Here is an 18,574-nt window from a genome sequence, read left to right on the forward strand (position 1 = left end):
CCCGGGAACGCACTAGGGTGAAGGCCGGCAATCTTGCCGGCCTTTTTCATGCCTGCGTTTACCCCCAAGGAGTCCCCGATGAGCATCCGCGTCGAAAAGCACGGCCCCATCACCACCCTGACCATCGACCGCCCGCAGGTGCGCAACGCCGTCGACCGGCCCACCGCCGAGGCCCTGGCTGCGGCGCTGCGGGCCTTCGAGGCGGACGATGACGCGCGGGTGGCGGTGCTCACCGGCAGCGGCGGCACCTTCTGCGCCGGTGCCGACCTGGCGGCGGTGGCCGAGGACGGCGAGCGGCGCAACCGCCTGGAAGCGGACGGCGACGGGCCCATGGGGCCGAGCCGCATGCAGTTGGCCAAGCCGCTGATCGCTGCCATCGAGGGCCATGCTGTGGCCGGCGGCCTGGAGCTGGCGCTGCTGGCAGACCTGCGGGTGATGGCCGAGGACGCCGTGCTAGGTGTGTTCTGCCGGCGCTTCGGCGTGCCGCTGATCGACGGCGGCACCGTGCGCCTGCCGCGCATCGTCGGCCAGGGGCGGGCGCTGGACCTGATCCTTACCGGCCGCCCGGTGCAGGCCGACGAGGCGCTCGCCATCGGCCTGGTGAACCGCGTGGTGCCGGCCGGGTCGGCGCTGGAAGCAGCGCAAGGCCTGGCGCGAGAGATCGCCGCTTTTCCGCAGCGTTGCCTGCTCGCCGACCGCGCCAGCGCCTACGCCCAATGGGACCTGCCGTTCGAGGCCGCCATCGCCCACGAATTCGAGGGCGGCCTGGCGGTTATCCACAGCGGCGAAACCCGCCTGGGCGCCCAGGCCTTCAGCGCCGGGAAAGGCCGTCACGGCCGCTTCGACTGATCCATCAGGTGCTGGCGGAACCACGCCAGCGCCTCCGCCATCGCCTGGGGCGCATGCCGGGTGTAGGGCTCGAAATGCCCGTCCGGCAGCAGCACCAGCCGCTTCGGCTCCCGGGCCTGCTGGTAGGCGGCCAGGGCCAGGTCGGTGGGGGTCACCGTGTCGTGTTCGGCCACCAGCAGCATCAGCGGCGTGGGGCTGACGCGTTCGATGTAGCTGCCCGGTTCGTACTCGCTGGCCCGCTCGCTGGAGCGCAGGGTCACGCGGTTCTGCCAGTCCGGCGCCAGGGTGGCGCTGGCGCCGTAGAAGGCGCTGGCATCGGCACCGGGGTAGAGGCCGGGCACGTCGCCTTCGCTGATCACCCGGCGGTAGCTGGGTGGCTGCCCCTGGTAGCGGGCCAGGCGGTCGGCCTGGAAGGCCTCCCGCGCGGCATGCAGGCCCGCCCCCGCGCGCCGCAGGAAGCTCTGGTGGCCGCTGATGGTGGGCACCTGGGCAACCACGCAGCGCACCCGCCGGTCCAGCGCGCCGAGCACGATGGCGTGGCCGCCGCTGTAGCTGGAGCCCCAGACCCCCAGGCGGCTGGCGTCCACTTCCGGGCGCAGGCTGGCCCAGGTGAGCACCTCGCGCAGGTCGTCCACCTGCTGCCACGGGTCGATGTCCTCGCGCGGTTCCCCACCACTGGCGCCGAAGCCCCGGTGGTCGCAGAGCACCACGGCGAAGCCGGCCTCGGCGAAGTGACGGGCGAAGGCATCCAGGTGCAACGCCTTGAGCGCGGCGAAGCCGGGGCTCATCAGCAGCAATGGGAAGGGGGCCGTGGCATCCGGCAGGTAGTACCAGGCGTCCAGTTCGATTCCGTTGACCGGGATGCGCAGGCTGTGGCGGTGGACAGTGGGCATGGCAGGGCTCCTCGTGGCAGAGGCTCCCAGGGTAGGGCGGGCGGTGGCGGTTGGTCGTCGGTCATCGGCCAGTTACCGGCGCTGATCAGCCAGCCTCGTTGCGCCAGGCCTTCGGCGGCTTGCCCATCAGCCGGCGAAACGCACTGGTGAAGGCTCCGCTGGATTCGTAGCCCAGGTCCGCCGCGATGCGCGTCACCGCCTCGCCCCGCTCCAGCCGGGGCAGGGCTGCCTGGATGCGGGCCCGCTGGCGCCAGAGCAGGAAGCTGGTGCCCAGCTCGGCCCGGAACAACCGCGCCAGGGTGCGTGTCGAGGCCCCCACCTGGGTGCCCCAGTCCGCCAGGCTGCGGGAGTCGCCCGGCTGCTCCAGCAGGCCCAGGCAGAGCTTCTGCAGGCGTGGGTCGCGGGGCATCGGCAGGCGCAGGGGCATGGCGTGGGCCTGGCGCACCTCGTCCAGCAGCAGGTGCATCAGGTGCGCGGCGCGGCTGTCGGGCGGCGTCCGGCCGTCCACCGGCATGGCCCGGGGCAGCAGCTCGCGCAGCAGGGGGCTGACCATCAGGCTATAGGGCGTATCGGGCAGCTCGGCCGGGGCCTGGTCCGGGTGCAGGTACACCGTGCGCAGTGCCACCGGCCCTCGGGCCCGCAGCCGGTGGGGCAGGCGCGCGGGCATCCACAGCGCCTGCTGCGGCGAGATCAGCCAGCAGCCCTGGCCACAGCTCAGTTCCATCACCCCGGTGGTGGCGTAGATCAGCTGTGCGCCCTCGTGCCAGTGCTCGGGGGTGCAATGGCCGTCGGGGTAGTCGCGGGTCACCGGGCGCAGGCGGGCGTCCGGGGCATCGAACACGGGCAGGTGGCGGGGGGAGGGCGCGGGCATGCGGCGTACCAGGGAGGGGACCGCCGGCACTCTGCCCGAGGTGCCGGTCGGTTTCCAGGGCCCGAAGGCCCCGGGATCAGCGGCTGATGATGACGTAGGTCTTGCGCAGGGTTTCCTTCACGTCCCACACGCCCAGGCTGTTGGCGGGCAGCAGCAGGGCATCGCCGGCCTTGATCTCGATGGGCTCGCCGCCGTCCGGGGTGAAGGTGCAGCTGCCGTGGGTGAAGTGGCAGAACTCCTGCTCGAGGATCTGCCGGCGGAACTTGCCGGGGCTGCATTCCCATACGCCGGTTTCCACTCCGTCGGTACGCTCGACGGAATGCACGCGGGTATGGGGCACCGGCTCACCGACGGGTACCGGCACCGGGCTGGGTTCGGACAGGGGCAGGGTGTGGGTGTTCTGCAGCAGGGTGGCTTTCATGCAAGGGCTTCCAATCAGGGGGGAGGGGGCTGCGCGGCGGGGCCGCGTCAGCGCATGAGGCTTTCCATGAAGGCGGCCAGGCGCGCGGCCAGGGCTCGCCGCCAGGGGGCGCTGTGGGGGTTGGCCAGCACCCGGTCCTCGTGGACGAAGCTGCGGATGATGGCGTTGTAGCCGAGCCAGCGGCAGGGCTCCGGCTCCCAGGCGGCGAGGCGATCCAGCGGGCCGTCGCCGAGTACCCAGGGCTGGCGGGTGAGCAGGGTTTCGCGGCCGAGGATGAGGTCGGCCAGGGTGCGCCCGCCCAGGTTGGTGGCGCCGACGCCTTCGCCGCCGTAGCCGCCGGAGAGGGCGATGCCGTTGGCACGGTCCACCAGCATGTGCGGCTGGAAGCGCCGGGCCATGCCGAGGTTGCCGCCCCAGCTGTGGGTCAGGCGCACGTTGCGCAGCATGGGGAACAGCTCGCCGAACAGGTAGCGGCGCAGGCCCACTTCCTCGTCGTCGAGGTTGAAGTCTTCCCGCAGGCGACCACCGAAGCGGTAGCCGCCCCGGGCGCCGAAGGCCAGGCGGTTGTCGGCGGTGCGCTGGCCGTAGGTGACCTGGCGGCTGAACTCGCTGAACGCCTGGCCCTGGGCCAGGCCGATCTCGGCCCAGGTGGACTCCGGCAGCGGCTCGGTGGCCACCAGCAGGCTCTGCACCGGCAACTGGTAGCGCCCCAGGGGCGGCAGCGCGGCGGCGTAGCCTTCTACGGCAGGCACCACCCAGCGTGCCTTCACCTCGCCCTGCAGGGTGGTGACCCGGCCCGGGGCCCAGTCGGTGACCCGGCTCTGTTCGAACACCTGCACGCCGAGGCGCTCCACGGCGCTGGCCAGGCCGCGCACCAGGCGGGCCGGCTGGATGGTGGCGCAGTGCGGGCTGTAGAGGCCGCCCAGGGCGCCGGCCACGCGGATGTGCCCGGCCAGTTCGTGGGGCGCGAGCCAGCGGTAGTCGTCGTCGTTCAGGCCTTCGGCGTGGAGGTCGTCGAGGTAGTGGCGCAGGCGGGTTTCCTGCTCCGGGTAGCGGGCCGCGCAGTAGAGCACGCCGCCCTTGCGGTAGTCGCAGTCGATGCCCTCGCGGGTGAGCACCTCGGCCACCTCGTCGGGGATGCCGTGGAGCAGGTCCCAGCTGGCGCGGCGCTCTTCACGGGGCAGGCGGGCCAGGGCGCGGTCCTCGCCCAGCAGGTTGCCCATCAGCCAGCCGCCGTTGCGCCCGCTGGCGCCGAAGCCGGCGATTTCCGATTCCAGCACCACCACCTTCAGTTCGGGCGCCTGGCGCTTGAGGTAGTAGGCGGTCCACAGGCCGGTGTAGCCGGCGCCGATGATGGCGACGTCGGCCTCCAGGCTGCCGCCCAGGGCCGGGCGGGGCGTGAGGGGCTCGTCGAGCTGGTCCATCCACAGGCTGATCGATTTCCAGGCCGGCATGGGCATTCCTCGGGTCTAAAGGGATCGTGGGCGGCAAGCCTAGTGGCTGCCGGTCGCCTTGTCGTGCGCGCGGGCACGCCGACAAGGCAGCGGGGCGCTCAGCCCTCGGCCTGCAGGCGCTTGAGGTAGGCCTTGGGCGACAGGCCGGTGTGCTGGCGGAAGCAGCGGTAGAAGGCCGAGAGGGAGTTGAAACCGGCGGCGAAGGCCTGCTCGTCGATGCGTGCCACCGAGCGCTGCGCCTCCAGCTGGGCCAGCAGGTGACGCAGGCGCGCCTGGTTCACGTACTGGTAGAAGCTCTGGCCGAGCATCTGGTTGAGCAGGTAGGAGATCTGGTTGCGGGTGTAGCCGGTGGCGGTGGCCACCTGGTGCAGGTCCAGGGCCGGGTCGAGGTAGGGCTGGCTGCGCTGGAAGTAGTCCTCCAGGTCCCGCGCCAGCAGGCTCAGCTGGCGGGCGGAGAGGCCCAGGCGGCTGGCGGCCGGGCGGCTGGAGCGCTCGGGCTCGCCACTGGCGCGGGCATCGGCCACCAGCAGGGCGTACTCGTTGATGCGCCAGATCAGCCCGTCACGAACGGTAATGGCCTCGCTGGTACGAAAGGTACCGCTGCGGCCGACCCGCAGGCTGTACTGGATGAAGGCGGTGTCGCCGTCCACGCGGATGCGGTCGCTGTGCACCAGGAAGTCGTCCGGGGCGCTGGGCATGGTGGCGCGTACGTAGTCGCCCAGCTCCGCCAGGCGCATGCAGCGGTTCTGGAAGAAGTCGTTGTATTCCACCTCGGGGTGGTAGAGGGCGAGCACGGCGTCGATGTCGCGCGCCTTCCAGCTCAGGTGGTAGCGCATCACCACCTCGCGGGTGGCCAGGGTCTGGGCGTCGGTGTCGTTCATGGCGGTGGCCGGTGGGGCAAAGCGGGGAGGATGCCAAAGCCCCGCGCGGCCTCACAAGGCCCTCTGAGACGCCTGTGGTGGCGGTGGATTCACTCTTTCGAGCGACAGGGATGAATCCCTCCTTGGTGCGCTTATCGCCTGCGCGGGTGACTGGTTAGGGTGGTGCCCTCCTTACACCCACCAGGAAAGCCGCATGACAAAAACAACAACGCGCGCAGTTTTCCGGCCGCACGCGCTGGCCGTCGCCATCACCCTGGGTTGCGCCACCCAGGCCCAGGCCGTGAACTTCAACATCGGCGAGATCGAGGGGCAGTTCGACTCCTCGCTCTCCGTCGGCGCCAGCTGGTCCATGCGCAACGGCGACCCGGACCTGATCAGCACCGTGAACGGCGGCAAGGGCCAGTCGTCCACCGGTGACGACGGCCGCCTCAACTTCAAGAAGGGCGAGACCTTCTCGAAGATCTTCAAGGGCATCCACGACCTGGAGCTGAAGTACCGCGACACCGGCATCTTCCTGCGGGGCAAGTACTGGTACGACTTCGAGCTGAAGGACGAGGACCGCCGCTTCAAGCCCATCAGCGACCACAACCGCAAGGAAGGCTCCAAGTCCGCCGGCGCGCAACTGCTGGATGCGTTCGTCTACCACAACTACAGCATCGCCGACCTGCCGGGGAACGTCCGCCTCGGCAAGCAGGTGGTGAGCTGGGGCGAGAGCACCTTCATCGGCAACAGCATCAACTCCATCAACCCGGTGGACGTCTCCGCCTTCCGCCGTCCCGGCGCCGAGATCAAGGAAGGCCTGATCCCGGTGAACATGTTCTACCTGTCCCAGACCCTCACCGACCAGCTCAGCGTGGAAGGCTTCTACCAGCTGGAATGGGACCAGACCGTGCTGGACAACTGCGGCACCTTCTTCGGTGGCGACGTGGCCGCCGATGGCTGCGTGACCGGCTACACCGTGGGCTCCCCGGCCATCGCGCCGCTGCAGCCCATCGCGGCGGGCTTCGGCCAGGGCTTCCAGGTGGCCCGCGAAGGCGTGATCCTGCCCCGTGGCGGCGACCGCGACGCCCGCGACTCCGGCCAGTTCGGCGTGGCCCTGCGCTGGCTGGGCGACGAGACCGAGTACGGCGCGTACTTCATGAACTACCACAGCCGCACGCCGTTCGTGGGCACCCAGACCGCCAGCGCTGCGACCCTCGCCGCACTGCCCGGGATCATCGGTACGGCCAACGGCATCGTCCCCGGATCGGGCGCTGGCCTGGCGCAGAGCACCCTGCTGGGCAACGGTCGCTACTACCTGGAATACCCCGAGGACATCCGGCTCTACGGCCTGAGCTTCTCCACCACCCTGCCCACCGGCACCGCCTGGAGCGGCGAGATCAGCTACCGCCCGAACGCGCCCATCCAGCTCAACACCAACGACGTGACCCTGGCCCTGGTCAACCCGCTGGCCGGTGGCACCGCCTCGCCCATCGCCACCTCGGCGGGCGCCGACAACACCGGCTACAAGCGCAAGGAAATCACCCAGGTGCAGACCACCCTGACCCACTTCTTCGACCAAGTCCTGGGCGCCGAGCGCCTGACCCTGGTGGGCGAGGTCGGCCTGGCCCGCGTCGGCGGCCTGGAGAACCCCCGCGAGCTGCGCTACGGGCGTGACTCGGTGTACGGCACCTACGGCTTCGGCGGCGACACCCACGGCTTCGTCACCCGCACCTCCTGGGGCTACCGCACCCGCGCCGTGCTGGACTACGCCAACGTCATCGCCGGCATCAACCTCAAGCCCAACGTGGCCTGGTCCCACGACGTCGACGGCTACGGCCCCAACGGCCTCTTCAACGAAGGTGCCAAGGCTCTGAGCATCGGCCTCGACGCCGACTACCAGAACACCTACACCGCGAGCATCAGTTACACCGACTTCTTCGGCGGCAAGTACAACACCCTGGTGGACCGCGACTTCCTCGCCGTCAGCTTCGGCATGAACTTCTGAGTGGACGAAACGACTATGCGCAAGACCCTCCTGCAAAGCACCGCCCTGGCCCTCAGCCTGCTGGCCAGCCAGGTGATGGCCGCGGTTTCCGCCGATGAAGCCGCCCAGCTCGGCACCACCCTCACCCCCCTGGGCGCGGAGAAGGCCGGCAATGCCGACGGCAGCATCCCCGCCTGGACCGGTGGCATCGGCAAGGATGCCGGCGCCGTGGACGCCAAGGGCTTCCTCGCCGACCCCTTCGCCAACGAGAAGCCGCTGTTCACCATCACCGCGCAGAACGTGGACCAGTACAAGGACAAGCTCTCCGACGGCCAGGTGGCGATGCTCAAGCGCTACCCCGAGACCTACCGCATCCCGGTGTACCCCACCCACCGCACCGTGAACGTGCCCCAGGCCGTGCAGGACGCCGCGAAGAAAAGTGCGCTGTACGTCCAGCCCATCAACGACGGCAACGGCCTCGCCCACTTCGCCGAAAGCCGCTACTACGCCTTCCCCATCCCCAAGAGCGGCGTGGAAGTGATCTGGAACCACGTCACCCGCTACCGGGGCGGCAACCTGCGCCGGGTCATCACCCAGGCCACGCCCCAGGTGAACGGCTCCTACACCCCCATCCGCTTCGAGGAAGAAGTGGCCGTGCCCCAGGAAATGCCCGACCTGCCGGCCGCCAAGGGCGAGAACGTGCTGACCTTCTTCAAGCAGCAGGTCACCGCCCCCTCGCGCCTGGCCGGCAACGTGCTGCTGGTGCACGAAACCCTCGACCAGGTGAAGGAGCCGCGCCTGGCGTGGATCTACAACGCCGGCCAGCGTCGCGTGCGCCGTGCACCCCAGGTCGCCTACGACGGCCCCGGCACCGCCGCCGACGGCCTGCGCACCTCGGACAACTTCGACATGTTCTCCGGCGCACCGGACCGCTACGACTGGAAGCTGGTGGGCAAGAAGGAGATGTACATCCCCTACAACAGCTACAAGCTGGACTCGCCCTCGCTCAAGTACGACGACATCATCAAGGCCGGCCACATCAACCAGGACCTGACCCGCTACGAACTGCACCGCGTGTGGGAAGTGGTGGCCACGGTGAAACCGGGTGAGCGGCACATCTACGCCAAGCGCCACATGTACATCGACGAGGACAGCTGGCAGGTGGCCCTGGTGGACCACTACGACGGCCGTGGCCAGCTGTGGCGCGTCGCCGAGGGCCACGCCCAGTTCTACTACCACCACCAGGTGCCGGCCTACACCCTGGAAGCGCTGTACGACATCATCGCCGGCCGCTACCTGGCCCTGGGCATGAAGAACGAAGAGAAGCACAGCTTCGAGTTCGGCTTCGTCGGCAAGGCTGCCGACTACACCCCGGCCGCCCTGCGCAACGCCGGCGTTCGCTAACCGCTCCACCCGCGCACAAGGAGGTGTGCGGTCCCTTGCTTGTCAGTGACGCTTGATAGCGGCCTTCGGGCCGCTTTTTTGTGGCTGTGCTTCCGCTTCGATGCTTCGGGGGCCTGCGGCCGCCGTCTCCCCCAGCCCTTATAGGCCCGAATCAGGGGCCTGAATGATCCTTCAACAACGCCTCCCCCCGCGCCTAGGGTGGCGCCACGAGCAGCCCTGAACAGAACAAGAGGCAGCCGGCATGTCCTCACTGAACCTCATCGCGCCACCGGTGTGCCTGCCCAGGCTGCCGGCCCTGCATGTCGCCCGTCCCCGGCTGGTGGAGCTCCTGCTGGCCAGCGCCGCGCGCCTGCGCCTGCTCTGTGCACCCGCCGGCTGTGGCAAGAGCGTGCTGCTGCTGGAGTGCGCCCAGCGCCGGCCCCCGGGCTATGCCCTGCACTGGCTGCCCCTGGGTGGCAGCGAGGGCGAGGCCGGGTTGCGCGCCATCCTGGCCGCCGCGCTGGGGCTGGAGGCGGACGACGAACCCAGCCTGCTGCGCGCCCTGGCCGTCTGGCGCAGCCCCACCTGGCTGATGCTTGACGACTACGCCCGCCAGCCCGACCCCGCCCTCGACGCCTGCCTCGACCGACTCATCGCTGCCAGTGGCGGCGCCATCACTTGGTGGCTGAGCACCCGCCGCCGCCCTGCCTACAACCTCCCGCGCCTGCTGATCGACGGCGACCTGCTGGAGTTCGACGCCGCCACCCTGGCCTTCCAGCCCGACGAACTGGTGCCGCTGCTGCGGGATTCCCGCCAGCCCTGGCCGGCCGACGCGCCGGCGCGCTTGCACGAGAGCACCGGCGGCTGGTGCGCCGGGGTGCGCATGGCCCTGCTGGAGCCGGTGGAGTGGGGCTTTGCCGATCCGCTGCAGCGCCAGGCCCTGTCCACCACCCTCATGGGTTACCTGGAGCACGAACTGTTTGCCGGCCTGGGCCAGGAGCTCAGCGAAGCCTGGCACGCCCTGGTGCACCTGCCGCGCTTCAATGCCGACCTTTGCGAACACCTGTTCGGCCCGGGGGAGGGCGCCGGCCTGCTGCGTGAGCTGGAAGCCCTCGGCGGCTTCGTCGAAAGCGTGCCCGAGGCGCCCGGCTGGTTCCGCCTGTTCCCGCCCCTGGCCCGGCAGGTGCGCACCCGTGACGGCAGCGGTGGACGCGGCTGGCACCTGCGCGCCTGCCAGTGGTTCGCCGCGCGCCAGGACTGGCCGGCCGCCATCGAACACGCGCTGGAGGCCAGCCAGCCCGAAGTGGCCGTCAGCCTGCTGCAGCACTACGGCGTGCGCGAGCTGTTCATCGGGCGCAACGCGGCCTTGCTGCTGCGCCTGCACGCCGACGTCGGCGAGGACCTGCTGCGGGTCTCACCGCATTCCCTGCGGCTGCTGGCCGGTGCCCTGCTGTTCGCCGGGCGCCTGGACGAAGCCGTGCGCTGCATCGCCGAGCAGGGCCGCTTCCTGCCCCAGCCGGACGCCCGCCAGCAGCGGCGCCTGGTGGCCTACTGGCAGGCGCAGCACGGCCTGCTGGCCCACCTTCAGGGCGACGGCCCCAACGCCCGGCTGCATCTGGGGGAAGCCCTGGTCGGCCTTGACGAAGATGCCTGGGACCAGCGGCTGATCTGCTATTCCGCACTCACCCAGCAGGCCCTGCTGGCCGGCGAGCTGGACCAGGCCCAGTCCCTGAACCGCGAAGCCCTGGTGCTGGCGCGCAGCCAGGGCTGCCTGTTGCTGGAGGCCTTCCTCGAACTCGACCACGCCCAACTGCTGGAACACCGGGGCGCGCTGCTGCGGGCCGATGCCGTGCTGGAGCGGGCGCAGACCTTCCTCATGGGCCAGGCGCTGGACGCCAGCCCGCTGCTGGGCCGTATCGCCCTGCGCCGGGGCCGCCTGGCCCTGCGCCAGGGCCTGGAGGACGCCGCCCGTCAGCACTACCAGTCCGGCCTGCGCGAGGCCCGCGCCTGCGAGGACTACCGAGCCCTCTACGGCTACCTCGGCCTGGCCGTGCTGGACGCCAACCAGCGCGCCTTCGACCAGGCCTTCGACCGCCTGCGCGAAGCCGAGCGCCTCATGCAGCTGCGGCACATCCCCGAGCGGGTCTACCGCGCCGTGCTGCTGCAGGTGAGCAGCAGCCTGCTGCTCATGCAGGGCCGCGCCGGCCAGGCCCGCCATGCCCTGCTGCGGGTGCTGCGGCACTTCCGGGGCGAGCATGCCGTGCAGGCGCCGCCAGCGACCCTCGACCTGATCCCGCGCATCGAATGGCAACTGGCCCTGGCCGAGTTGTACGAGGGCGAAGTGTTCAACGCTCGGCAGCGGCTGCTCGGGCAGTTGCAGAAAGCCCGGGAGAAGGGGCTCCAGGCCCTGGAGGTGGAAGTCCACCTGGCCCTGGCGGAAACCGAATACCTCAGCGGCGAGGCCGACACCGCCGCCGCCGTGCTGCGCAATGCCCTGGCCCTCGCCAGCCAGCTGAACCTGCAACAACCGGTGCGCGAGCTGCGCCTGCGCCAGCCGGAGATGCTGCGTGAACTGGGGGTGGAGGAGGGCGAAGCGCTGGAGGAGGAGAGCGGCCCGCTCAGCCCCCGCGAACTGGAAGTGCTGGGGCTGATCGCCCAGGGCAGTTCCAACCAGGAGATCGCCGAGCGCCTGTTCATCTCCCTGCACACGGTGAAGACCCACGCCCGGCGCATCAACGGCAAGCTCGGGGTCAAGCGGCGTACCCAGGCGGTGGCCCACGCCAAGGCGCTGGGCCTGATGCAGTGATCAGTGCAGCCGTGGCGGAGCGCCCAGTTGCTCCAGGCGGCGGCTGAGCAGCAGCCGCTGTGTGGCGTCCTCGCACAACAGCAGCGCCCGCTCCAGGTCGTAGCGTTCGGCCTGGGGGCACTCCAGCTGCTTGTAGATATCGGCCCGCGCCAGGTGATCGATCAGGTTGGCCGGGCCCAGCTCCAGCACCCGTTCCGCATCCTTCAGCGCCTCTTCCACCTGCTCGGCCTGCAAGTGCAGCTGGCGCAGGTTGCGTGACAGCCGCTGCAACTGCTCCAGCGCCGAACAGGGGCGCATGTGCTCGGCCAGCAGCTCGGCCTTCGGCCCCAGGGTGCGCAGCAACAGCTCGCGGCAGTCCCGGGGGTAGAGGCGGCGACCGGTGCAGGGGTCCAGCAGGTGGTCGGCGACGGGCACCCGCACCAGGAAGTGACCGGGAAAGTTCACCCCCGCCAGGGGAATCTCCAGGCGTGCCGCCAGCGCCTGGGCCACCAGGGCCAGCGACAGCGGCTGGCCCCGGCGCCTTGCCAGCACCTGGTCCAGCAGCGCGGCGCGCGGTTGCAGCGGCTGGTCGTCCTCTTCGCAGAAACCCAGCTCCGCCATCCGCCGCAGCAGCGGTTGCGCCAGCTCCGCCGGTGGCGCTTCGGGCAGCCCGGCGGCCACCTCCCGCAGCAGGTGGTCGAACACCCGCAGGGTGTCGGCGGGCACCCGGCTCGGGTCATGCTCGGCGGCGATCCACAGGGCTGCCTCCAGCAGCGCCGGCGGGCTCTTCTGCACGCAGTCCAGGCAGTGTTGTCGCGGGGTCATCGGGGCTCTCCGTGTCGCCTCTGCGGTTTGTAGCCGGCTCGCCCGCCTTCGTCCAGTGGGCCGGCGGCCGGGTTCCGGTGGGCGGCCTATACTCCCTGGCAACGTCAGCAAGGGGGCCCGCCATGTTCAACCAGATGGAAGGCGCTCGGCTCGAAGCGCTCCACCTCGCCCAGGACCCGGTCACCGGCCTGCGCGCGATCATCGCCATCCACGACACCCGCCTGGGCCCGGCCCTCGGTGGCTGCCGCTACCTCGCCTACCCCGACGACGACAGTGCGTTGCGTGATGCCATCCGCCTGGCCCGGGGCATGAGCTACAAGGCCGCGCTGGCCGGCCTGCCCCACGGCGGCGGCAAGGCGGTGATCCTGCGGCCTGCCCACGTGCCCGACCGCGCCGCGCTGTTCGAAGCCTTCGGGCGCATGGTGGAAACCCTCGGCGGCCGCTACATCACCGCCGTGGACAGCGGCACCTCCAGCCTCGACATGGACTGCGTCGCCCTCCACACCCGCCACGTCACCAGCACCCAGGCCGCCGGCGACCCCTCGCCCTGTACCGCTCTGGGGGTGTTCGCCGGCATCCGCGCCAGCGCCCTGGCACGCCTGGGCAGCGACGACCTGGAAGGCCTGCGCATCGCCGTGCAGGGGCTCGGCAACGTCGGCTACGCCCTTGCCGAACAACTGGCCGCCGCCGGCGCCGACTTGCTGGTCAGCGACCTCGATCCCGGCCGCGTGCAACTGGCGGTGGAGCAGCTGGGCGCCCACCCGGTGGCCAGCGACGCGCTGCTCACCACCCCCTGCGACATCCTCGCGCCCTGCGGCCTGGGCGGCGTGCTCAATGCCCAGAGCGCGCCCCAGCTGCGTTGCGCGGTGGTGGCCGGGGCGGCGAACAACCAGCTGGCCAGCCCCGACATCGCCGACCTGCTGGAAGCGCGCGGCATCCTCTACGCACCCGACTACGTGATCAATTCCGGAGGCCTGATCCACGTCGCCCTGCGCCACCGGGGCGACGACATGCCGGCCATCACCGCGCACCTGGCGCGGATCGGCCAGCGCCTGACCGACATCTACGCCCACGCCCAGGCCGACAAGCGCTCACCCGCGCGGGTCGCCGATGCGTTGGCCGAGCGCCTGCTCTACGGCTGAGCGGCGCCCACGCGGCCCGGCCGGGATCCAGGCCGGGCCGGGTTCGGCGCCATGAGCGCCGTCATCCCTGCGCACCCACAAGGTGAGGAGGCGACATGCACACACGGATCGACCTGCCCCATACCCGCTACCTGGCGGCCGACGGAAGCCCCGTCGGCGACCTGCCGCCCTGGGCGGATGACTTCAACCTGCTGGCCCGGCTCTACCGGCGCATGCTGCTTACCCGCCTGTTCGACCAGAAGGCCGTGGCCCTGCAACGCACCGGCCGCATCGGCACCTACGCGCCCACCCTCGGGCAGGAAGCCATCGGCGTCGGCATCGGCGCGCGCATGCAGCCCGAGGACGTGCTGGTGCCCTACTACCGCGACACCGCCGTGCAACTGATGCGCGGCGTCGCCATGGAGGAAATCCTCCTCTACTGGGGCGGCGACGAGCGCGGCAGCGCCTACGCCGAACCCGCCGCCGGGCAGGACTTCCCGCTCTGCGTACCCATCGCCACCCAGTCCCTGCACGCCTGCGGCGTCGCCACCGCCTTCAAGATCCGCGGCGAGCACCGCGTCGCCGTCACCACCTGCGGTGACGGCGCCACCAGCAAGGGCGACTTCCTCGAAGCGCTCAACGTCGCCGGCGCCTGGCAGTTGCCGGTGGTCTTCGTGGTCAACAACAACCAGTGGGCCATCTCCGTGCCCCGGCGCATCCAGTGCGGCGCGCCGACCCTGGCACAGAAGGCCCTGGGCGCCGGCTTCCACGGCGAACAGGTGGACGGCAACGACATCCTCGCCGTCTACGACCGGGTCGGTGCCGCCATCGAGCGCGCCCGCCAGGGCAAGGGACCGACCCTGGTGGAATGCCTCAGCTACCGCCTGGGCGACCACACCACCGCCGACGACGCCACCCGCTACCGCAGCGCCGAGGAGGTGCACCAGGCCTGGGAAGAGGAGCCCATCAAGCGCCTGCGCGCCTACCTCGCCGCCAGCGGCGTGTGGGACGAAGCCCGCGAGCAGGCGCTCATCGCCGAATGCCAGCGCGAGGTGCAGGCCGCGGTGGAACGCTTCGAGCACGCCGGCCGCGAAGGCCCCGAAGCCGTGCTGGATCACGTCTACGCCCGCTGGCCGGCGGCCCTGGCCGACCAGCGCGACCTGGTGCTGGAGCGCGCCGCGCGCCGCGAGGAGAACCGCCATGACTGACACCCCCAAGCGCAGCCTGCTGGAAGCGGTGAACCTGGCCCTGCACCGCGCCATGGGCGAAGACGAGAACGTGGTGGTGCTGGGCGAGGACGTCGGCGTCAACGGCGGCGTGTTCCGCGCCACCCTCGGCCTGCGCGATGCCTACGGCTTCAAGCGCGTCATCGACACGCCCCTGGCGGAAACCATGATCGCCGGGCTCAGCGTCGGCATGGCCGCCCAGGGCCTCAAACCGGTAATGGAGATCCAGTTCCTCGGCTTCATCTACGCCGCCATGGAGCACCTGGTGTCCCACGCCAGCCGCCTGCGCAACCGCACCCGTGGGCGCCTGTCCTGCCCGCTGGTGGTGCGCAGCCCCATGGGCGCCGGCATCCGCGCGCCGGAGCACCACAGCGAAAGCACCGAGGCACTGTTCGCCCACCTGCCCGGCGTGCGCGTGGTGATCCCCTCGTCGCCGGCCCGTGCCTACGGCCTGCTGCTGGCCGCCATCGACGACCCGGACCCGGTGATCTTCCTCGAACCCACCCGGCTCTACCGGATGAACCCGCAACCCCTGGTGGACGACGGCCGGCGCCTGCCGCTGGACCGCTGCTTCACCCTGCGCGAGGGCAGCGACCTGACCCTGGTGACCTGGGGCGCCAGCGTACTGGAAACCCTGGAGGCCGCCCGGCAGCTGGAGGCGCGCGGCATCAGCGCCGAGGTGATCGACGTTGCCTGCGTCAAACCGCTGGACCTGGAGACCCTCGAAGCCTCGGTGCGCAAGACCGGCCGCTGCGTCATCGTCCATGAGGCGCCGCGCAGCTGCGGAGTCGGCGCCGAGATCGCCGCCAGCCTCTACGAGCGTGTCCTCACCGACCTGCAGGCGCCCATCCAGCGGGTCACCGCGCCGGACATCCCACCGCCGCTCTACCGACAGGAATCCCTCTACATCCCCGGTCCCGACGACATCCTCGCCGCCTGCGAGCACGTCCTCGACCCCGCCTGAGGAGACGACCATGAACTACTTCAAGCTGCCCGACCTTGGCGAAGGCCTGCAGGATGCCGAAATCGTCGAATGGCACATCAAGCCCGGCGACCGCGTGCACGCCGACCAGCTGGTGGTCTCGGTGGAGACCGCCAAGGCCCTGGTGGACATCCCCGCCCCGCGCGACGGCGTGGTCGCCAAGCTGTTCGGCCAGGAGGGCGACATCCTCCACGTCGGCGAACCGCTGCTGGCCTACGAAGGCGAGGACCAGGACGCCGGCACCGTGGTCGGTCGCCTCGACGGCGGTGGCGAAAGCCATGCCGACCAGTTCTTCATCGGCGCCGCGCCCTCCACCCAGGAACACCTCGCCCCCCGCGCCACCCCCGCCGTGCGCCAGCTGGCCCGGCAACTGGGGGTGGAGCTGGCCGGCCTCGCCGGCAGCGGCGCCGACGGGCTGATCAGCCGCGCCGACGTGGAGGCCGCCGCCCAGCAGGCCCGCGACCGCTTCGGCGGCGAACGGCTGCGCGGCGTGCGCCGCAGCATGGCGATCAACATGGCGCGCTCCCACGCCGAGGTGGTGCCGGTGACGCTCTACGGCGACGCCGACCTGCACCGCTGGGCCCAGGCTCGCGACCCGCTGATCCGCATCGCCCAGGCCATCGCCGAAGCCTGCCGCGCCGAGCCCATCCTCAACAGCTGGTTCGACGGCCACATGCTCGCCATCCGCCAGCACGAGCAGCTGGACCTCGGCATCGCCGTGGACACCCCCGACGGTCTCTTCGTCCCCGTGCTGCGCAAGGTCGGCGAGCGCAGTGCCGACGACCTGCGCGACGGCATCGCGCGGCTGCGGGCCGACGTCAAGGCGCGCTCCATCCCCCCGCAGGAAATGATGGGCGCCACCCTCACCCTGTCCAACTTCGGCACCCTGTTCGGGCGCTACGCCAACCCCGTGGTGGTGCCGCCCCAGGTGGCCATCATCGGCGCCGGTGGCATCCGCGACGAAGTGGTGGCCTGGGAGGGCCAGCCGGCGGTCCACCCGGTGCTACCGCTGTCGCTCACCTTCGACCACCGGGCCGTCACCGGCGGCGAAGCGGCGCGCTTCTTCAAGGCCCTGGTGCAGGCGCTGGAACGGCCCTGAGCGATCTCTGCAGGCCACGTGTTACGAGGCCTGCAGAGGTTTTCCACAGGCTGCCCTGGCGACCCTCGAACCCCTGTGACTTCCCATCCCCAGGGCGCTTGCGTCGGGTGGCGCGGAACGCCGGTCGGCCGATCACGAACGTCGATTCACAGTCGCCAGCGCTGGGCTATAACTCCCTAAGCCCTGAGTCAAAACCCTTTCTTTCGGAGAGGCCATGGACGTCCACGCTTCCGCTGTTCCGTTCGACTCGTCTTCCTCCCTGCCTCAGGCCCAGTTGCATGCTGCGGACCAGTTGATGACCCGGCTGGAGCTGTCCGCCGATGGGCAGGTGCTGGACGCCAACCCCCGTTTCCTGGCCCTCCTGGGCTACGCGCTGGCCGACCTCCAGGGCCAGCACCACCGCATCCTGCTGCCGCCGGAAGAGGCCCAGGCCGCTGCCTACGACGTGTTCTGGAAAACCCTGCGCGACGGCCAGGCCTGGGAAGGGGAGTTCCACTACCGCGACAGCCAGGGGCGGGATGTGTGGCTGCGCGGCGGCTGCTGCCCGTTGCGGGATGCCGAAGGCCGCACCCAGCGCATCATCGAATACGCCATCGACCTCACCGAGCAGAAGCACCTCACTGCCAACTTCCAGGGCCAGCTCGATGCCCTGAGCCGGGTGATGGGCAAGGTGGAGTTCGCGCTGGACGGCACCATCCTCGACGCCAACCCGCGCTTCCTGGAAACGGTCGGCTACTCGCTGGACGAACTGAAGGGCCAGCACCACAGCCGCCTGGTGAATTCGGACTACGCCCAGTCCGCCGACTACCGCGCCTTCTGGGACACCCTGCGGCGCGGCGAATACCTGGCCGGCGAATTCTGCCGGGTGGCCAAGGACGGGCACGAAGTGTGGATCCAGGGCTCCTACAACCCGGTGCTGGACCTGGACCGCAAGCCCTGCAAGATCGTCAAGTTCGCCACCGACATCACCGCCCAGGTGGAGCAGAACCGCCGCCTCAAGCAGGCGATGGAGGAGGCCGAGGAGGCCGCCCGCGTGCGCGAGGAGCTGCACCAGTCGCTGCAGGAGATGTCCACCCCGGTCACCCCCATCTGGGACGGCATCCTCCTCCTGCCGCTGGTGGGCATCATCGACTCCATGCGCACCGCCGACGTGATGAACAAGTCGCTGACCAAGATCGCCGAGACCCGCGCCCGGGTCTTCGTGCTGGACATCGCCGGGGTCGCCACGGTGGACACCGGGGTCGCCAACCAGCTGATCAAGATCACCAAGGCCACCCAGTTCATGGGCTGCGAGGCGATCATCTCCGGGGTGTCCCCGGCCATCGCCCGGACCATGGTGGAACTGGGCGTCTCGGTGGGCGACATCCGCACCACCGCCACCCTGCGCGACGCCTTCGAGATCGCCCTGAAGCGAGTCGGGTCCGCGCTCTAGGAGGCGGTCATGGAGCTGGAAAGCAACGACCTGGGCATCGCCGACGTCGCCGATTGCATCGTCGTCAGCATGCGTCCGGACCTGGGCGACGAGGGCATGCAGCGGCTCACCCAGGCGCTGTCGCAGCGGCTGCTCGCAGGACGCCAGCATGCCGTGCTGCTGGACTTCTCGGCGGTCACCCTGCTGGACCACCACGAGTTCCGCGAGGTGCGCAAGCTGGCAGACGTGTGCCGCCTGCTCGGCGCCCTCTGCCTGCTGGTGGGGCTGAACCCCGGCATCGCCGCGTTCCTCGCGCTGGCCGACGCCGAGCCCGGCCCGCTGCGCTGCTTCCTCGACATGGATGACGCCCTGGCCCATGCACGCAGCCGCAAGGGGGAGGCCTAGGC

16 protein-coding genes are annotated in these 18,574 nt (G+C 70.6%); 10 read left to right on the forward strand and 6 right to left on the reverse strand.

Annotated elements, in window-relative coordinates:
• Nucleotides 1-78: 78 nt before the first annotated feature.
• Nucleotides 79-849, forward strand: coding sequence for a crotonase/enoyl-CoA hydratase family protein (locus FBY21_RS25215; RefSeq protein ID WP_142014685.1), 771 nt, complete (start codon nucleotides 79-81; stop codon nucleotides 847-849).
• Here the strand turns inward: FBY21_RS25215 and FBY21_RS25220 are convergent.
• The 5 genes from FBY21_RS25220 to FBY21_RS25240 form a co-directional block, all read right to left on the reverse strand.
• Complete coding sequence (locus FBY21_RS25220) at nucleotides 831-1,742, reverse strand: alpha/beta hydrolase (protein WP_142014688.1); 912 nt, start codon at nucleotides 1,740-1,742, stop codon at nucleotides 831-833. The genes FBY21_RS25215 and FBY21_RS25220 overlap by 19 nt on opposite strands.
• A gap of 85 nt (nucleotides 1,743-1,827) precedes the next feature.
• Nucleotides 1,828-2,613, reverse strand: coding sequence for an AraC family transcriptional regulator (locus FBY21_RS25225; protein ID WP_142014692.1), 786 nt, complete (start codon nucleotides 2,611-2,613; stop codon nucleotides 1,828-1,830).
• Nucleotides 2,614-2,689: 76 nt separating this feature from the next.
• Nucleotides 2,690-3,034: a cupin domain-containing protein gene (locus FBY21_RS25230; protein ID WP_044411379.1), complete on the reverse strand. Its 345-nt coding sequence runs from the start codon at nucleotides 3,032-3,034 to the stop codon at nucleotides 2,690-2,692.
• A 47-nt stretch (nucleotides 3,035-3,081) separates the two neighbouring features.
• Nucleotides 3,082-4,488 carry an NAD(P)/FAD-dependent oxidoreductase gene (locus FBY21_RS25235; protein ID WP_044411376.1) on the reverse strand — a complete coding sequence of 469 codons (1,407 nt, stop codon included), beginning with the start codon at nucleotides 4,486-4,488 and terminating at the stop codon, nucleotides 3,082-3,084.
• Nucleotides 4,489-4,586: 98 nt separating this feature from the next.
• A complete protein-coding gene (locus tag FBY21_RS25240; RefSeq protein ID WP_044411493.1) occupies nucleotides 4,587-5,324 on the reverse strand; it encodes an AraC family transcriptional regulator in 738 nt (245 codons plus the stop codon).
• A gap of 238 nt (nucleotides 5,325-5,562) precedes the next feature.
• Between FBY21_RS25240 and FBY21_RS25245 the strand changes: the two genes are divergently transcribed.
• The 3 genes from FBY21_RS25245 to FBY21_RS25255 all read left to right on the forward strand — a co-directional run bounded on the left by FBY21_RS25245 (nucleotide 5,563) and on the right by FBY21_RS25255 (nucleotide 11,524).
• On the forward strand, nucleotides 5,563-7,356 hold the full coding sequence (locus FBY21_RS25245) for a DUF1302 domain-containing protein (RefSeq protein ID WP_142014696.1): 1,794 nt from the start codon (nucleotides 5,563-5,565) through the stop codon (nucleotides 7,354-7,356).
• A gap of 15 nt (nucleotides 7,357-7,371) precedes the next feature.
• On the forward strand, nucleotides 7,372-8,739 hold the full coding sequence (locus FBY21_RS25250) for a DUF1329 domain-containing protein (RefSeq protein ID WP_074970741.1): 1,368 nt from the start codon (nucleotides 7,372-7,374) through the stop codon (nucleotides 8,737-8,739).
• A 241-nt stretch (nucleotides 8,740-8,980) separates the two neighbouring features.
• Complete coding sequence (locus FBY21_RS25255; RefSeq protein ID WP_142014701.1) at nucleotides 8,981-11,524, forward strand: LuxR C-terminal-related transcriptional regulator; 2,544 nt, start codon at nucleotides 8,981-8,983, stop codon at nucleotides 11,522-11,524.
• Here FBY21_RS25255 and FBY21_RS25260 read toward each other — a convergent pair whose 3' ends face one another.
• On the reverse strand, nucleotides 11,525-12,328 hold the full coding sequence (locus FBY21_RS25260) for a SirB1 family protein (RefSeq protein WP_142014705.1): 804 nt from the start codon (nucleotides 12,326-12,328) through the stop codon (nucleotides 11,525-11,527).
• Nucleotides 12,329-12,450: 122 nt separating this feature from the next.
• Between FBY21_RS25260 and FBY21_RS25265 the strand changes: the two genes are divergently transcribed.
• The 6 genes from FBY21_RS25265 (at nucleotide 12,451) to FBY21_RS25290 (ending at nucleotide 18,572) form a co-directional block, all read left to right on the forward strand.
• Nucleotides 12,451-13,470: a Leu/Phe/Val dehydrogenase gene (locus tag FBY21_RS25265; protein ID WP_107331098.1), complete on the forward strand. Its 1,020-nt coding sequence runs from the start codon at nucleotides 12,451-12,453 to the stop codon at nucleotides 13,468-13,470.
• Between the two features lie 95 nt (nucleotides 13,471-13,565).
• Nucleotides 13,566-14,657, forward strand: a complete 1,092-nt coding sequence (gene pdhA, locus FBY21_RS25270) for a pyruvate dehydrogenase (acetyl-transferring) E1 component subunit alpha (protein ID WP_142014710.1) — start codon at nucleotides 13,566-13,568, stop codon at nucleotides 14,655-14,657.
• Complete coding sequence (locus FBY21_RS25275) at nucleotides 14,650-15,639, forward strand: alpha-ketoacid dehydrogenase subunit beta (protein WP_044411357.1); 990 nt, start codon at nucleotides 14,650-14,652, stop codon at nucleotides 15,637-15,639. The genes pdhA and FBY21_RS25275 overlap by 8 nt, the downstream gene beginning before the upstream one ends.
• Nucleotides 15,640-15,649: 10 nt before the next feature.
• Nucleotides 15,650-16,756 carry a dihydrolipoamide acetyltransferase family protein gene (locus FBY21_RS25280; RefSeq protein WP_142014714.1) on the forward strand — a complete coding sequence of 369 codons (1,107 nt, stop codon included), beginning with the start codon at nucleotides 15,650-15,652 and terminating at the stop codon, nucleotides 16,754-16,756.
• 214 nt (nucleotides 16,757-16,970) lie between these two features.
• The gene (locus FBY21_RS25285; RefSeq protein ID WP_142014718.1) at nucleotides 16,971-18,188 is read left to right on the forward strand and encodes a PAS domain-containing protein; all 1,218 of its coding nucleotides are present in this window, start codon (nucleotides 16,971-16,973) and stop codon (nucleotides 18,186-18,188) included.
• A 9-nt stretch (nucleotides 18,189-18,197) separates the two neighbouring features.
• Nucleotides 18,198-18,572, forward strand: a complete 375-nt coding sequence (locus FBY21_RS25290) for an anti-anti-sigma factor (RefSeq protein WP_142014722.1) — start codon at nucleotides 18,198-18,200, stop codon at nucleotides 18,570-18,572.
• Nucleotides 18,573-18,574 lie beyond the last annotated feature (2 nt).

Source organism: Pseudomonas sp. SLBN-26 (assembly GCF_006715895.1).
Classification (GTDB): domain Bacteria; phylum Pseudomonadota; class Gammaproteobacteria; order Pseudomonadales; family Pseudomonadaceae; genus Metapseudomonas; species Metapseudomonas otitidis.